General features: G+C 71.3%; 12 protein-coding genes. 5 read left to right on the top strand and 7 right to left on the bottom strand.

What is annotated here, in order from left to right:
* Window positions 1-60: 60 nt before the first annotated feature.
* A complete protein-coding gene (locus ACFXC1_RS38900) occupies window positions 61-519 on the bottom strand; it encodes an RrF2 family transcriptional regulator (RefSeq protein ID WP_381251923.1) in 459 nt (152 codons plus the stop codon).
* A 118-nt stretch (window positions 520-637) separates the two neighbouring features.
* Here ACFXC1_RS38900 and ACFXC1_RS38895 point away from each other — a divergent pair, with 118 nt between their 5' ends.
* Window positions 638-3607 carry a glycoside hydrolase family 35 protein gene (locus ACFXC1_RS38895; RefSeq protein WP_381251921.1) on the top strand — a complete coding sequence of 990 codons (2970 nt, stop codon included), beginning with the start codon at window positions 638-640 and terminating at the stop codon, window positions 3605-3607.
* 5 nt (window positions 3608-3612) lie between these two features.
* On the opposite strand, the gene arfA is transcribed toward ACFXC1_RS38895, so the two are convergent.
* The gene (gene arfA / locus ACFXC1_RS38890; RefSeq protein ID WP_381251919.1) at window positions 3613-5133 is read right to left on the bottom strand and encodes an arabinosylfuranosidase ArfA; all 1521 of its coding nucleotides are present in this window, start codon (window positions 5131-5133) and stop codon (window positions 3613-3615) included.
* Window positions 5134-5153: 20 nt separating this feature from the next.
* Window positions 5154-6122: an arabinan endo-1,5-alpha-L-arabinosidase gene (locus ACFXC1_RS38885; protein WP_381251917.1), complete on the bottom strand. Its 969-nt coding sequence runs from the start codon at window positions 6120-6122 to the stop codon at window positions 5154-5156.
* Window positions 6123-6608: 486 nt separating this feature from the next.
* On the opposite strand from ACFXC1_RS38885, the gene ACFXC1_RS38880 reads away from it, so the two are divergent.
* From ACFXC1_RS38880 to ACFXC1_RS38865, 4 genes are read left to right on the top strand one after another with little or no spacing between them, the layout of a single operon-like run.
* Complete coding sequence (locus ACFXC1_RS38880; protein WP_381251915.1) at window positions 6609-7133, top strand: toxin; 525 nt, start codon at window positions 6609-6611, stop codon at window positions 7131-7133.
* A complete protein-coding gene (locus tag ACFXC1_RS38875) occupies window positions 7130-8302 on the top strand; it encodes an MAB_1171c family putative transporter (RefSeq protein WP_381251913.1) in 1173 nt (390 codons plus the stop codon). Before ACFXC1_RS38880 ends, ACFXC1_RS38875 begins: the two co-directional genes overlap by 4 nt.
* A complete protein-coding gene (locus tag ACFXC1_RS38870; protein WP_381251911.1) occupies window positions 8299-9474 on the top strand; it encodes an MAB_1171c family putative transporter in 1176 nt (391 codons plus the stop codon). The genes ACFXC1_RS38875 and ACFXC1_RS38870 overlap by 4 nt, the downstream gene beginning before the upstream one ends.
* Window positions 9475-9523: 49 nt before the next feature.
* Window positions 9524-10909, top strand: a complete 1386-nt coding sequence (locus tag ACFXC1_RS38865) for an FAD-dependent monooxygenase (protein WP_381251909.1) — start codon at window positions 9524-9526, stop codon at window positions 10907-10909.
* Between the two features lie 63 nt (window positions 10910-10972).
* Here ACFXC1_RS38865 and ACFXC1_RS38860 read toward each other — a convergent pair whose 3' ends face one another.
* The 4 genes from ACFXC1_RS38860 to ACFXC1_RS38845 form a co-directional block, all read right to left on the bottom strand.
* Entirely contained in the window at window positions 10973-11815 is an 843-nt protein-coding gene (locus ACFXC1_RS38860; protein ID WP_381251907.1) for an SMP-30/gluconolactonase/LRE family protein, read from the bottom strand.
* Window positions 11812-12585 carry an IclR family transcriptional regulator gene (locus ACFXC1_RS38855; RefSeq protein ID WP_381251905.1) on the bottom strand — a complete coding sequence of 258 codons (774 nt, stop codon included), beginning with the start codon at window positions 12583-12585 and terminating at the stop codon, window positions 11812-11814. The genes ACFXC1_RS38860 and ACFXC1_RS38855 overlap by 4 nt, the downstream gene beginning before the upstream one ends.
* A 120-nt stretch (window positions 12586-12705) precedes the next feature.
* Complete coding sequence (locus tag ACFXC1_RS38850) at window positions 12706-13947, bottom strand: helix-turn-helix domain-containing protein (RefSeq protein WP_381251903.1); 1242 nt, start codon at window positions 13945-13947, stop codon at window positions 12706-12708.
* A 4-nt stretch (window positions 13948-13951) separates the two neighbouring features.
* A complete protein-coding gene (locus ACFXC1_RS38845; RefSeq protein ID WP_362970637.1) occupies window positions 13952-14104 on the bottom strand; it encodes a hypothetical protein in 153 nt (50 codons plus the stop codon).
* Between the last annotated feature and the right edge of the window lie 87 nt (window positions 14105-14191).

Genomic DNA, 14191 nt, shown 5'->3' with positions numbered 1-14191 from the left:
ATGAACGGGAGGTGACGCTAAAGGGTGAATCTGAGCGCGGCCTGAGACGACGGTGAACGACTACGGGTTCTCCCAGGCGGCCGGTTCCGCCGCCAGCGCCCGTACCGGCTCCGGCAGCGCGTCCGCCGCGATGTCCGCGAGCGTGACGCCCTCCAGGATCTTGCGGACGTTGGCGCGCAGCGCGATCCACAGCGGGAGGAGGGGTTCGGCGGAACCGGTGTAGGCGAGGCCGGTGGGGCGTTCGCCGCGCACCGACACGATCGGGCCGTCCACCGCGCGGATGACGTCCGCGACGGTGATCGCGGTCGCGGCGCGCGCCAGCCGGTAGCCGCCGCCCCCGCCGCGCCGGCTGTCGACGATCCCGGCGCGCCGGAGATCGCCGAGAATGCCCTCCAGGAACTTGTGCGGGATGCCCTGGGTGGTGGCGATGGTCTCGGCCTTCAGCGGGCCGTCGTCACCCCGTACGGCGAGCTCCAGTACCGCCCGTACCGCGTAATCCGCCCGTGCCGAGATCCTCATGCGTCCATTGTGGGCCGTTCTGGCGTACAGAATGACCCCGCACGACGGCCTCCAGGGATCACCACGGAAAATGGCCTCGCACGTGCCGCCGACGGACCGGACCCGAAAGGAGCTTCCAGTGGAGCTGAGCAGGCGTACCTTCAGCACCCTCGCGGGTACGGCCGCGCTCGGACTCGCGCTGGGCGGTGGCAGCGCCGGCTCCCCGGACGCGTACGCCGCGCACGTCGTGCCGACCGGCCCGCCCCCCGCTCCGCCGGGCGCGGACGGCCTGCCGCACACGATCGGCTACGACCGCTACTCGCTGCTCGTCGACGGCAGACGCCTGGTCCTGTGGTCGGGCGAGATGCACCCGTTCCGGCTGCCGAGCCCGTCCCTGTGGCGGGACGTCCTGCAGAAGATGCGCGCCTTCGGCTACAACGCGGTCAGCATCTACGTCTCGTGGAACTACCACTCCCCCGCCCAGGGCCGCTACGACTTCACGGGCGTCCGCGACCTCGACCTGTTCCTGCGCACGGCCGCCGAGACCGGCCTCTACGTCATCCTGCGCCCGGGCCCGTACATCAACGCGGAGATCGACGCGGGCGGCTTCCCCGGCTGGCTGACCGCCACCAAGGGCACCGCGAGGACGGCCGATCCGACGTATCTCTCGCACGTCGACGAGTGGCTGACGCAGGTCAACTCCATTGTTTCCAAGCACCTGTTCACGCAGGGCAAGGGCACGGTCCTGCTCTACCAGATCGAGAACGAGTACGACGGCCAGGTGACCCACCCGGACGGCACCGCCTACATGTCCCACCTGTACAAGAAGGTGCGCGCCGACGGCATCGACGTCCCCCTGTTCCACAACGACAAGGGCCGCAACGGCTATTGGACCCCCGGCTCCTTCGACACCGGCGGCGACACGGGCGGTTGGCTCTACGGCTTCGACGGCTATCCGACGCCGACCCAACCGCCCCCGGACTGGGGCCACTTCGGGATCGGCGGGGCGAAGGGCGGGGCGACCGCCAGCCCCAAGACCCCTGGTTTCGTACCGGAGTTCGGGGGCGGCTGGTTCGACCCGTGGGGCGGTTCCTGGTTCGAGGGGAAGGGCTACGCGGAGTCGCGCCGGACGCGTGACGCGGCGTACGAGCGGCGCTTCTACCTCACCAACCTCGCCAACGGCCTCACCCTGCACAACGTCTACATGACCTTCGGCGGCACCTCGTGGGGCTGGCTGCCGGCGCCGGTCGTCTACACGTCGTACGACTACGGCGCCGCCTTCGACGAGGGCCGCAACCCGACCGCGAAGCTCGTCCCGATGCACCAACTGGGCCATCTGCTGCGGACGGTGCCCGACTTCGCCAAGCTGGACCGGGCGGCGGACGTCACGGTGGACGGCCTGAAGGCGTACCACCTCTCCAACGCCGACACCGGCTCGCACGTCTACGTGCTGCGCAACGACACCGCGGCGGACGTGACTTCGACGCTGTCGGCCCCGGACGACGACATCGAGGTCACCGTCCCGGCCCAGGACGCCCGCCTTCTCGTCGCCCGACTCGCCCTGGGCGCACGGAAGTTGAGATACTCGACAGTCACGCCGATAATGCTCCTCACAGTCGGCCGGCAGGATATCGCCGTGTTCGCCGGGAAGCGCGGCGAGATGGCGCACGCCGTGGTGGAGTGCCCGCAGGAGCCGCTGGTCGCCCGGCTCGACGTGGAGGCCGCCTGGGTGTGGGACCGCGGTCTCCTCCACGCCACGGTCCCGCTCGGCCCCGGCGGGTTGACCCGGATCCTCGTCCAGGGCGGCGGCGTCGACAGCCCGCTCCTGCTGTTGTTCGCCGACGAGGCCACCTCTGTACGCCTGTGGCCGTGCGAGACCGGATCGGGCACCGTGCTGGTCTACGGCCCGGCGCTGCTCCGCGAGGTCACCGTCAGCGGTACGACCGTCCACCTGACCGGCGACACCATCGGCGAGACCGGCCTGGAGGTGTGGGGGCCGCGCGGTGTCACCGAGGTCACCTGGAACGGCCGGGCCGTCCCCGTGACCGTCACCAGCTCCGGCGGGCTGCGGGCGGACACGGTGCTGGCCGGGGTGCCCGCGGTGCCGCTGCCCGCGCTCGGCGGCTGGCGCCGGAAGGTGGAGAACCAGGAGGCCGCGGTCGCCTTCGACGACTCCAAGTGGACGGCTGCGAACAGGACTTCGACGTTCAGCACGACGGCCGTCCCCTCCGGACAGCCCGTCCTCTTCGCCGACGACTACGGCTTCCACTACGGCGACGTCTGGTACCGGGGCCGCTTCACCACGGCCGCCACCGACGCCCTGGAATCGGTGGCCCTCGCCTACAGCACCGGCACGCAGGGCCTGCTGATGGCCTGGCTCGACGGCGAACCGCTCGGCACCCACCGGATGCCGGTGCCGACCACCACCAGCGTCCGGCAAGGGAGTTGGACCGCGAAGGCGACCCTCGCGGTCCCGGAGAAGGTGCGCACGGCCGGTCCGCACGTCCTGTCCGTCCTCGTCCGGCGCATGCAGCACGACCAGGACGGCAAGGCCCTCGACACCCACAAGGTGGCCCGCGGTCTGACCGCCGTGACCTTCAAGGGCGCCTCCCCGAAGGTGAATTGGCGCCTCCAGGGCGAGACGGCACCCGACCCGGTGCGCGGCCCGCAGAACAACGGCGGCCTCTACGGCGAACGCGAGGGCTGGCACCTGCCGGACTTCCCGGACTCCGGCTGGGAGGCCGTCACCCTCCCCCGCGCCGACCAGCGGCAGGGCGTGGCCTGGTACCGGACCACCTTCAAACTCGCCGTGGACACCGGCATCGACGCCTCGATCGGCCTCGTCCTCGACGACGACCCGGCCCGCGCCTACCGCGTCCAGATCTTCCTGAACGGCTGGAACATGGGCCAGTACATCAACGACGTGGGCCCACAGCACACCTTCGCCCTGCCGAACGGCATCCTCCGCACCCGCGGCACCAACACCCTCGCGCTGGCCGTCCTGTCCGACGGCACCACACCGGCGGGCCCGAAGGACGTACGCCTGACGCTGCTCGGCAGCGCGGCCGGAGGAGTACCAGTGACACTGGTGGCCTCCCCCGGCCACTGACCACTTCAGGCCAGCCTGATCACGTTCCAGGACAGCGGCTCCAGTACGGCGGTCAGCGTGCCGTCCTGGAGTGCGGTGCCCTCGACCCGGTGCGGGGCCACGCGCTCCGGGTCGGCCAGGGTGTTGCGGGCGTCCGGGTCGGCGTCCGCGAGGGCGCTGTGCTCGACGACCGAGGTCAAGCCGAGCCCGTTCAGGCCGACTTGGAGCGGGAGCGACTCCGTGCGGCTGCGGTTGACCGCGAACACCGTGACCGAACCGTCCTCGCCGCGCACCGCCGTGGCGTGCAGCAGGTCGGCCTCGCCGTACTGCTTCGTCTCGTGGGTCGGGGAGTCGACGCGGACGTCCAGGACCTGGCCCCGGCCGTACTTCGAGGCCTGCGCGAACGGGAAGAACGTCGTCTGCCGCCAGGCCGGGCCGCCGGGCTCGGTCATGATCGGCGCGATCACGTTGACGAGCTGGGCGAGGCAGGCGACGGTGACGCGGTCGGCGTGCCGGAGCAAGGCGATCAGGAGCGAGCCGAAGACGACGGCGTCCATGACGCTGTAGTTGTCCTCCAGCAGGCGCGGCGCCTCCGGCCAGTCGGCCGGGTCCGCGTTCTTGGTGTGCTCCTCCCAGTCCGCCGTGTACCAGACGTTCCACTCGTCGAAGGAGAGGTTGATCTTCTTCTTCGACTTCAGGCGGGCGCCCACGTGGTCGGCGGTGGCGACCACGTTCTCGATGAAGGACTCCATGTCGACGGCGGAGGCGATGAAGGAGTCGAGGTCGCCGTCGAGCGGCTGGTAGTAGGCATGCAGCGAGATGTAGTCGACCAGGTCGTACGTCTCCTGGAGGACGGTCGCCTCCCACGCGGCGAAGGTCGGCATGGCCTGCGAGGAGGAGCCGCAGGCGACGAGTTCCACGTCGGCGTCGATCTGGCGCATCGCGCGGGCCGTCTCGGCGGCGATCCTGCCGTACTCCTCGGCGGTCTTGTGGCCGGTCTGCCAGGGGCCGTCCATCTCGTTGCCGAGGCACCAGACCTTGATGCCGAAGGGCTCCTTGTCGCCGTTGGCGATCCGCTGCTCGGAGAGGGCGGTGCCGGCGGGGTGGTTGGCGTACTCCTGGAGTTGCAGGGCCTCGGCGACGCCCCGGGTGCCGAGGTTGATCGCCATCATCGGCTCCGCCTGGGGGCCGACCTTCTTCAGGAACGCGATGTACTCGGAGAGGCCGAAGCGGTTCGTCTCCGTGGAGCGCCAGGCCAGGTCGAGGCGGCGGGGGCGCGATTCGGCGGGGCCCACGGAGTCCTCCCACCGGTAGCCCGAGACGAAGTTGCCGCCGGGGTAGCGGATGGCCGTCACACCGAGTTCGCGGACGAGGTCGAGGACGTCCCGGCGGATGCCGTCCTCGTCCGCGGTGGGGTGGTCCGGTTCGAAGATGCCGGTGTAGACGCAGCGGCCGAGGTGTTCCACGAAGGAGCCGAAGAGGCGGGGGTCGACTTCGCCGACCGTGAAGGCCGGGTCAAGGGTGAAGCGGGCGGTGCGGGTGCTCATGGGGTCCTTTCGGAAAGCGCTTACCCAACATTAGGCCAGCCGTTTTCTGTCCAGTCGAGGGTGTTGAGTCCCAGTTTCGGCGTGCCGTTGTCGTCCGCGTCGTAGTAGTGGTACGCCAAGACGTCCCGGCCCCTGTCCTTGAAGACCGACTCTCCTCCCGGGCCGACGAACCTGCCGTGGCTCGCCAGGAGCAGGTCGCCACCGCCCGCCGGCATCGGCTTGCCGGTGCTGTCCGCGTACGGGCCCGTGACCGACGCGGAACGGCCGACCCGGATCTTGTAGGTCGAGTTCACGCCCGCGCAGCAGGCGTCGTAGGACGCGAAGAGGTAGTAGTAGCGGCCGTGCTTCAGGACGTACGCGCCCTCGACCGCGTACGGCGCGTCCGGACGGGTGGCCAGCTGGGCGACCGGCGCGCCCGGGATCGCCTTGCCGGTGGCGGGGTCGAGTTCGACCATGCGGATGCCCGTCCAGTACGAGCCGAACGCCATCCAGAGTCTTCCGTCGGCCCGGACGATCGCCGGGTCGATGGCGTTCCACGTGTCCGTGGTCTCGGAGCTGAAGGCCTTGCCGTGGTCGGTCCAGGTGCCGGGGAGGCCGGTCGGGGAGGTGGCGACGCCGATCGCGGAGTGGTTGGTGCCCCAGGAGGAGACGGCGTAGTAGAGCCAGTAGCGTCCGGCACGGTAGGAGAGGTCGGGGGCCCAGGGGTCGCCGGCGGAGTTGTAGTCGTACCACCAACTCGGGGGCGCGGCGAAGGCGTTGCCCGCGTCGTCCCACTGGACGCGGTCCTTCGAGGTGCGGGCGCCGATCACGCCGCCGGTCGAATAGGCCACGTAGCCGCCGGAGTTGAGGCGGACGACCGTGGGGTCGTGGATGATCTGCCGGCCGGTGACGGGCTGCGGGTCGGGGTAGGTGACGTCGGCCTCGGCCGTGGCGGGGAGGAGTGCGATCACCGCGGCGGCGAGGAGGGTCGTCAGTGTCGGGTGCTTCAACTCGGTACCTCCGTCGGTGAGTCACCGGCCCGCCGCGCGTCCGCTTCTTTCACGCCGTACTTGGCGAGCGGGTCTCGGCCCGGGGGATCCGGGAGACGGCCGGGCTCGAGGCCGCGGCCGGCCGCGGCCGGGCGGTGCCCGCGCTTCGGCTCATGTGGTCCCATGCCCCGCCCCTTGCCGGTAGGAGTCCTGCCATGTTCGAAATGCCGCATAGCGCACGTAACTTCGAACGGGACGGTAAAATCGAAGCGCGTTCACGTCAATGGGCTGAGCACAGTGCAACATTCATTCTCGGGGTCGATTTCCGGACACAGCGGTCGTTCCCGGGCCCACAACGGCCACCGAACGACATGACGTCGGCAGTTGTGGACGCGTAACCTCGGACCGGCTGTGCGGCGGACGGCGAGACGAGGGAGCGGCCGGTTTCCTGCTGCCGCGGCGACGGTGAGGTGGCTGAGTCGACGTATGTCCTGGCATATTGCAGCGGTGCGCACGAAGAAGGAGATGAGGCGGCTCGCCGGCGCCCTCATCGACCCCATGCACGTCCCGGTCCCCGCCGATCCCGAGGCCCTCTTCGACGCGCTGGTCGACTCCGTCATCCGCTGGCGGGGACGTGAAGTCGTGGTGCGCCGCGAGGTGTTCCCGCCGCACACCGCGAGCGGGCTGTGGCTGGAGGGCGACACCTACGACGTCATCGTGATCGACAAGCGGGCCGCCGCCTGGCACCAGATCGTGATCTTCTGCCACGAGGTGTGGCACATGCACCGGCGCACCACCGAGCGCCCTCCCCAGCTGACCGCCGAGCGCGGTCCGCGGCCCGTCGCGGCCCGCACCGACTTCAGCGTCGCCGACGAACAAGAGGCGGACCGCTTCGGCATGTTGATGAGCGGGCGGCTGCGCCCCTGGCTGGAGTCCGCGGCCGGCACCGACCCCGCCGAGGCCGACGACGGTACGCAGGGCGTCGCCGGGCGCATCGGCGCCGCCCTCAACTACCGCGGGACCAGAAAATGAACGGCCTGATCAACTACCTCAGCTGCGGCCTGCTCTGGCTGGGCATGCTGGTCAAGGCCCCGGATCTCATACGCCATTGGCGCGACCCCTATCTCCGGGTCATCTGCGTGCTGCTCGCGCTGGCCGGGGCCTGCTTCTTCCTCGGGGCGCCGCCGACCGTCGGCGCGGTCAACCGGCTCAGCGGTGTCCCGAACCTCGCCGCACCGCTGACGTACGCGTCGATCACCGCGTACAGCGCGTCCTCCCAGGTCCTGATCGTCTACTGGCGGGGCGGACCGCACGTCCACCGCACCGCCCGCCGCTGGATCGTGGCCTACGCGATCGTCCTGGTCGGCATCGCCGTGATGTTCGCGCTCGGCGACACCCCTGTGGAGCGCCGTACCGACTTCGACACCTACTACGCGACGACACCGTTCACCGCCGAGATGATCGTGCTGTATCTCGCCGGACACCTCGCCGCCGTCAGTGTCACCACGGTCTCCTCGCTGCGCTGGGCCCGGCAGGTGCACGGCTGGCTGCGCGCCGGGCTGGTCACGCTGGGCGTCGGCTCGCTGTGCGGCGCCGGGTACAGCCTGACCAAGTTGGCGGCGGTGGTCGCGGGTTGGTTCGGACGGGACTGGACGGAGCTCGGGACGACCGTCTCGCCGGCCGCCGCCGGCCTCGGCGCGGTCCTGATCGTCGTAGGTGTGCTGATCCCGCTGGCCGGCCCCCGGCTGACCCAGCGCCGGCAGGCCCGGCGGACGTACGCCCGGCTCGAACCGCTCGAACACGAACTGGACGAACTCCTCACCCGCCGTGCGCTACGGCTGCCCCGGCCCCGCTTCTCCTCCCCCGCAACCCGGCTGGTGTGGCGCCAGACCAGCATCCACAACGCGCTCGGCCACCTGGACGCGTTCTTCGACCGGGCCCTGTACGAGCGGACCTTGGAGGCCGCGGCACGCACGACGGGCGACCCGGAGCGGGCCGAGGCGACCGCGTGGGCGGCGGTAGTCGCCGCGGCGGTGGCCGAGGAGCGCACCGGCGACCCGCACCTCGCCCCCGCCGACACCCCGGACCAGGCCCCCGGAACCGCCCTCCTCGCGCCCATCGCCGACGCGCTGACCGGGTCCCCGCTCGTCGCCGCCGCCCGGGTCCGCGCCGGCACGGCGGAAGGGAGCAGCCGGGCATGAGCCTCATGGTGTATCTCGCCGCCGCCGTCTTCCTGCTCTCCTGCACCGCCCTGCTGGCCCGGCCCTCGAACGCCCCGCGCGACCCGCTGACCGTGTCCACCTGCGCGGCGATCGTCCTCGGCTCCCTGGGGCTGATCTGCGCGGCGCCGACGACGTTGAGCGCGGTCAACGGCCTGACCGGCATTCCGAACTTCGGCGCGCCCCTCACCTACGGCATGATCTCCGCGTACAGCTGCTCCCTGCTCGTCCTGCTGATCCAGTGGCGGGGCGGCTCCCCCGCCCGGATCCGCCGCATGGTGCTGCGCAGCATGGCCGCCTACGGCGCGCTGATCGTCGCCATCGTCGTGCTGTTCGCACTGGCCGACGCGAGCACCGAGCGGCTCACCGACCTCGACACGTACTACGCCAACACGCCCTATATGCGCGAGATGATCGTGCTCTATCTGCTCGGGCACAGCGCGGCCACCCTGGCCATGTGCTCGGTGTGCGTGACCTGGGCCCGGGAGGTCACCGGTCTGCTGCGGACCGGGCTGCGGCTCATCCTGGTCGGCACGCTGCTGGACGTGGTCGGCTTCCAGCTCGCCAAGTACACGGCGGTGGTGGCCCGTTGGAACGGTCACGACCTGGACTTCCTCTCCACCGGGCTCGCCCCGCCGATGGCCTCGCTGGCCGCCCTCACCTGCTCCGCGGGCTTCGCCCTGCCGAGGCTGCTGCCGGCGCTCCGCGCGCACCGGCGCGACCTGGGCGCGCTGCGCGGGCTGGGCCCGCTGTGGACGGAGGTCCGGTTCGCGTCCCTCGCGCCGAAGCCGCCGAGCGCGCTCTGGCAGCTCCCTCGGATGCGGCTGCACTGGCGTGAAGTGTCCATACACGACGGCTTGTTGGCGCTCGCCCCGTACTTCGACGACCGGGTCCGCGAACGCACCCGCGACGCCGCGCTGCACGAGGGCCGCTCCGCGCACGAGGCCCGGGTGGCGGCCGAGGCGGCGATGGTGGCCGACGCCGCCCGCCGCGCCGCCGCCCGCGAGAAACCCTTCGACACCCCGAGCACCTACCGGCTCTACGCCACCGAGGTCTCCGACACCTGCGGCCTGGTCGAACTGGCCCGGGCACTCGCACGGTCGCGGCTCGGCACGGCCGTACCGCAGAGTACGGTGAAGGCCACCCCTCGCTGACCCACGTTTGCGCGAACACCCCTGTTTCCAGGCTGATTTGAGGAGCCCCATGCCGCGGAGAGCTGTCGTCGTCGGTGCCGGTCTGGCCGGCCTGCTGGCCGCCGCCGCCCTGTCCGTCCACACGGACGAGGTGATCGTGCTGGACCGGGACGAGCTGCCCGACGGGCCGGAGCACCGCAGGGGTCTCCCGCAGGGGCGCCACGCCCATCTGCTGATGTCCGGCGGCCTGGCCGCGATCGACGACCTCGTGCCCGGCCCCAGCGTGCGCGACCAGCTGCTCGCCGCCGGCGCCCACGAGATCTCCCTCAACTCGGGCATGCTCGCCCTGACCTCCGAGGGCTGGCTGCGCCGCTGGAAGCACGAGGGCCCCCGGATGCTCACCTGCACCCGCGCACTGCTGGACTGGGTGGTGCGCTCGGCGGTCCTGGCCAACACGAAGACCGAGATCCGTACGGCCCGGGGCCTGGACCTGCTCGGCGACGCCCGGCGTGTGACCGGTGTACGCATCTCAACGGACGCCGGGATCACGGAACTTGACGCCGATTTCGTGGTCGAGGCCAGCGGGCGCGGCTCACGGATCGTGCGCTGGCTGGAAGCGCTGGGGGTGACCGGCATCGAGGAGCGAACGGTCGACTCCGGCCTCGTCAACGCGACCCGCATCTACCGCCGCCCCGAGGGCGCCGAGCACTTCCCCCTGACGATCCTCCAGGCGAACCCGTACGAGTCCCGGCCCGGCCGCGCCGGAATGGTCCTGCCCATCGAGGGCGACCGCTGGATGGTCAGCCTCGCCGGCACCCGCGGCGGCGAACCGCCCGCCGACCCGGACGGCTTCCTCCAGTACGTCCGCGACCTGCCGCACCCCATCCTCGGCCGCCTGGTCTCCGGCGCCGAACCCCTGACGGACATCCACACCAGCCACAGCAGCAAGAACGTCCGCCGCTACCTGGAGAAGGTCCAGGACTGGCCCGAGGGCCTGGTCGTCCTCGGCGACGCCCTCGCCACCTTCAACCCGGCCTACGGACAAGGCATGTCGGTGGCCGCGCTCGGCGCACGGATACTCTCCCGCGAACTGGACCACGAGGGCTTCACCGCCCCCGGCCTGGCCGCCAAGGTCCAGCGCGGAGTCGCCGCCCCCGTGGAGGGCGCCTGGTCCATGGCGGTGGGCCAGGACATCTGGTACCCCGAGACGAAGGGCCCCGAGCCGACCAGGGCGGACCGCCTGATCACCGGCTACTCCCGCCGCCTCCTGAAGTCGGCGACGGGTTCCTACAAGGCGGCGGCAGCACTGGCGACGGTGACGAGCATGGAGGCGGACGCGTCGACGCTGTTGCGCCCCGGCACCTTGCTGGCGGCCCTCAACGGCCCACTCCTGCCACCGCTTTCGGGCCCGCCGCTGACTCCGTCGGAACGAAGGACACTGGCCGCGCTGAAGTAGTTTTTCGGGGCGCGGGGAACTGCGCGACCAGCACCCACCGGCCCCGCGCCCACAACTCAACCCTCACCCGTCAAACGCAGGTTGCGCCAACCCTTTCCCCGCCCCAGGCACAACCAACAGCGAACCAGCAACAGGATGCGGCGACTTGAGCCCCACCCGAGCTGTAGTGACGTAGAGATCTGTCAGGTCCGCCCCACCGAACGCACACGCGGTCACCAACGGCACAGGCAAGGAAACAACCCGCTCCAACTCACCATCCGGCGTATACCGCCGCACGGCACTCCCACCCCACAACGCCACCCACACACACCCATCGGCGTCGACAGTCAGCCCATCAGGAAACCCGGCCCCCGCCTCAATCTCGGCGAAGCGCCGCCGCTTCGAAACCCGCCCGTCCGCGTACTCGAAGACATCGATCCGCCGCGTGGGCGAGTCGATGTAGTACATGAGCCGCCCGTCCGGACTCCACCCGGTCCCGTTGCTGACGGCCACGTCGTCGAGGACCAGCTGCACCGAGCCGTCCCCGGTGATCCGGGACAGCGTGCCACCGCACGCGGCCTCGTCGTAGCGCATCGTGCCCACCCACAACGCGCCGTCGGGTGCCACGGCCGCGTCGTTGGCGCGCCGGCCGGGAACCGGCTCCCGGTGGAGCCACCGGAACCCGTCGTCCTCGTCCACGAGCCCGACGCCGTCCCGGAGATTGAGGACCAGCCCTCCGCCGGCCCGGGGCTTCGCCGCACCGACGTGCTGTTCGGTCACGCGGACCGTGCGCGCGCCGGTCGCGGGGTCGTACGTGTGGACCCTGGAGCCGAGGATGTCGATCCAGATCAGCCGACCGGCCGCCGCGTCCCACGTCGGCCCCTCGCCGAGGGTGGCCTCGGCGCGTACCGCCACTTCGTACGTCATGCCACGCTCCGGTGCCCGAGTCGCTCCGACAGTTCGGCCGCGCCCTTCACGGCGAGCTGCTCCAGCTCGTCACGCCGCTCGTCGCTCCAGCGGATCATGGGCACGGAGATGGAGAGCGCGGCGACGACCTGGCCGGTGCGGTCCCGGACCGGGGCCGCGACGCAGGAGACGTCGGGGTTGGACTCGCGGCTCTCGACCGCGACCCCGCGCTGCCGGATCTCGGCGAGGGCCTCGCGCAGGGCGTCCGGCTCGACGATGCTGTTGGGCGTCATCGCGACCAGCGTCGCGCCCGCGGGGATACGGGCGGTGAGTTCCGGCTCGGGAAGGGAGGCCAGCAGCATCTTGCCCACGGAGGTGCAGTGGGCGGGCAGCCGGCGGCCGGCCGCCGACACCATGCGCACCGCGTGCGTGGAGTCGACCTTGGCGATGTAGATGACGTCGGTGCCTTCGAGGATGGCCACATGCACGGTCTCGTCACAGGTCTCGGCGACGGACCGGGCGACCTGCTGGCCCTCGGCGGCGAGGTCGAGCTGCTCGGCGTAACGGCTCCCGAGCTGGTACGGACGGACTCCGAGCCGGTAGCGTCCGGGTTGTCCGGGCACGGGCACGATGTAAGACCGGGCGGACAGCGTGGTGACGAGTTCGTGCACGGTGGTGCGCGGCAGTTGCAGCTTGCGCACGATGTCGGGGGCGGAGAGCGTCCCGTCCCCGTCGAGGAAGAGCTCAAGGATGTCGAGAGCCCGGGTCACGGCAGGTACGAGGCGTCCCACACCGGCCCCCTTCTGAGAGTGGTATCGACTGGCGTGTTCGAGATTTCAACTGACGATCGGGATAACGAACACAGGCTAGCCATAGAGGGTTGCACGGGCAATGGTCGGGTGATCGCCTGATTACCGCCGGCCCCGCGGATCACCCAGCGCACCCCTCAACCGCTGCGCCCGCAGGACGAGTTCGAGTTCGAAGCGCCGGTCGGGATCGTCGATCTCGCCGCCCCAGAGTTCACGGATCTGACGCAGCCGGTAGCGCACGGTCTGCGGGTGCACACCGAGCCGCGCGGCCACCTCCGGCGCCCCGCCCCGGGTCTCCAGCCAGGCGAGCAGGGTCTCCGCGAGCCGCCGCCCGTGCGTCGGCCCGCAGTGCGCGAGCGGCGCCAGACACCGCAGCGCGAGATCGTCGATCAGCTCCTCGGGCTGGAGCAGGACCAGCGCCTCGGTGTGCTCGGTGCAGTACAGCACCCCTCCGGCCGGCAACAGCCCCCGCTCCATCAGCCCTACGGCGGCCTCGGCCCAGCGCGCCGACTTCACCGCGTCGGCCAGCGGCACCGGCGGCCCGATCGCACCCGCCCAGCCGGTCAGCGCGCGGTGCAGCAGCTCGGGGCGGCCGGCCGCGTCCGGTTCGGGGACGACCATGCGGGGCTGCTCGTACTCCATGTCGAGCAGGACCTCCTGGCCCACGGCGGGGGCGACCGCCTCGCGGGCCGGGCGCAGCAGCACACCGACGGAGACCTTGTCGGGCAGCGGCCAGCCGATGCGGGCGGCGCGTTCGGAGAGGGCCTCGGCCGGGTCGCCGCGGTGGTGCTCGGCGAGGAGCAGCTCCATCAGCCGCCGCTGGAGGCGCAACCGCTCCCCCGCCTGTCTCGCGGCGGCCTCCGCGTAGCCGCGCACGGACTGGTCGACCAGCCCGTCCAGGTACTCGTAGCCCGCGTCGACGAGTTCGTACATCGCGGGCGGTGGGATCTCCACGCGCTGGCCGATCTCGGCGAAGCGCCGCCAGGCGAGCCGTACGCCCATGCGGTAGATCGCCTGGAGCGAGTCGAGGCTGCGGCCGTTGAGGCCCTCGCCGCGCCCGAACTCCTGGAAGACGCCCGGCGGTACGGTCGGGCGGCCCTCGGCGGTCTCCAGATGCTGGACGAAGACCTCGATGGCACGGCGGATCCCGATCAGAGCCATGGGTTCGCCCGAGTCGTCGAGAACCAGGGGCAGTTGGGGGTGCTCGCGGCGGATCTCCCGCAGGATCTCCTCGGCGAGCGCGGGCGCCTCGGCCATGGCGATCGCGGCGAACTCGCGCACCTGGGGGCGTGGCACGTCGAGCCATGCCGAGCGTGCCGTCACGGTCGCCGGTCGAGCGGCCATGGGGTCAACTCCCTTGACCCGCTTGCTCGTACGTGATCAGGGGCGTGTTCGGCTGGTCGGGCCTGGCGTCGAGCAGCGCGACGATGCCGAGCGCGGCGCCGACGGCGAGGGCGGCGGCGAGAGCCATGGTGAGTACGGCGGCGAGCAGTCTGGACATCGCAGGGTCAGCCTCTCTGTCCTGAGGTCCGTGCGCCCGCCCCTGCCCGTCGGCCCAGTGTCGGCAGACATTGACACTCCGTCAAGG

The organism is Streptomyces hokutonensis, from assembly GCF_042751305.1.
GTDB lineage: Bacteria > Actinomycetota > Actinomycetes > Streptomycetales > Streptomycetaceae > Streptomyces > Streptomyces hokutonensis_A.
Note: the sequence above shows the minus strand (reverse complement) of the source record. Positions and strands in the feature narration are given on the sequence as shown.

Bases quoted from the DNA above. Each gene is read 5' to 3' on its own strand.
- ACFXC1_RS38900 (WP_381251923.1), bottom strand. From the start codon at position 519: ATGAGGATCTCGGCACGGGCGGATTACGCGGTACGGGCGGTACTGGAG.
- arfA (WP_381251919.1), bottom strand. From the start codon at position 5,133: ATGAGCACCCGCACCGCCCGCTTCACCCTTGACCCGGCCTTCACGGTC.
- ACFXC1_RS38875 (WP_381251913.1), top strand. From the start codon at position 7,130: ATGAACGGCCTGATCAACTACCTCAGCTGCGGCCTGCTCTGGCTGGGC.
- ACFXC1_RS38870 (WP_381251911.1), top strand. From the start codon at position 8,299: ATGAGCCTCATGGTGTATCTCGCCGCCGCCGTCTTCCTGCTCTCCTGC.
- ACFXC1_RS38865 (WP_381251909.1), top strand. From the start codon at position 9,524: ATGCCGCGGAGAGCTGTCGTCGTCGGTGCCGGTCTGGCCGGCCTGCTG.
- ACFXC1_RS38860 (WP_381251907.1), bottom strand. From the start codon at position 11,815: ATGACGTACGAAGTGGCGGTACGCGCCGAGGCCACCCTCGGCGAGGGG.
- ACFXC1_RS38850 (WP_381251903.1), bottom strand. From the start codon at position 13,947: ATGGCCGCTCGACCGGCGACCGTGACGGCACGCTCGGCATGGCTCGAC.
- ACFXC1_RS38845 (WP_362970637.1), bottom strand. From the start codon at position 14,104: ATGTCCAGACTGCTCGCCGCCGTACTCACCATGGCTCTCGCCGCCGCC.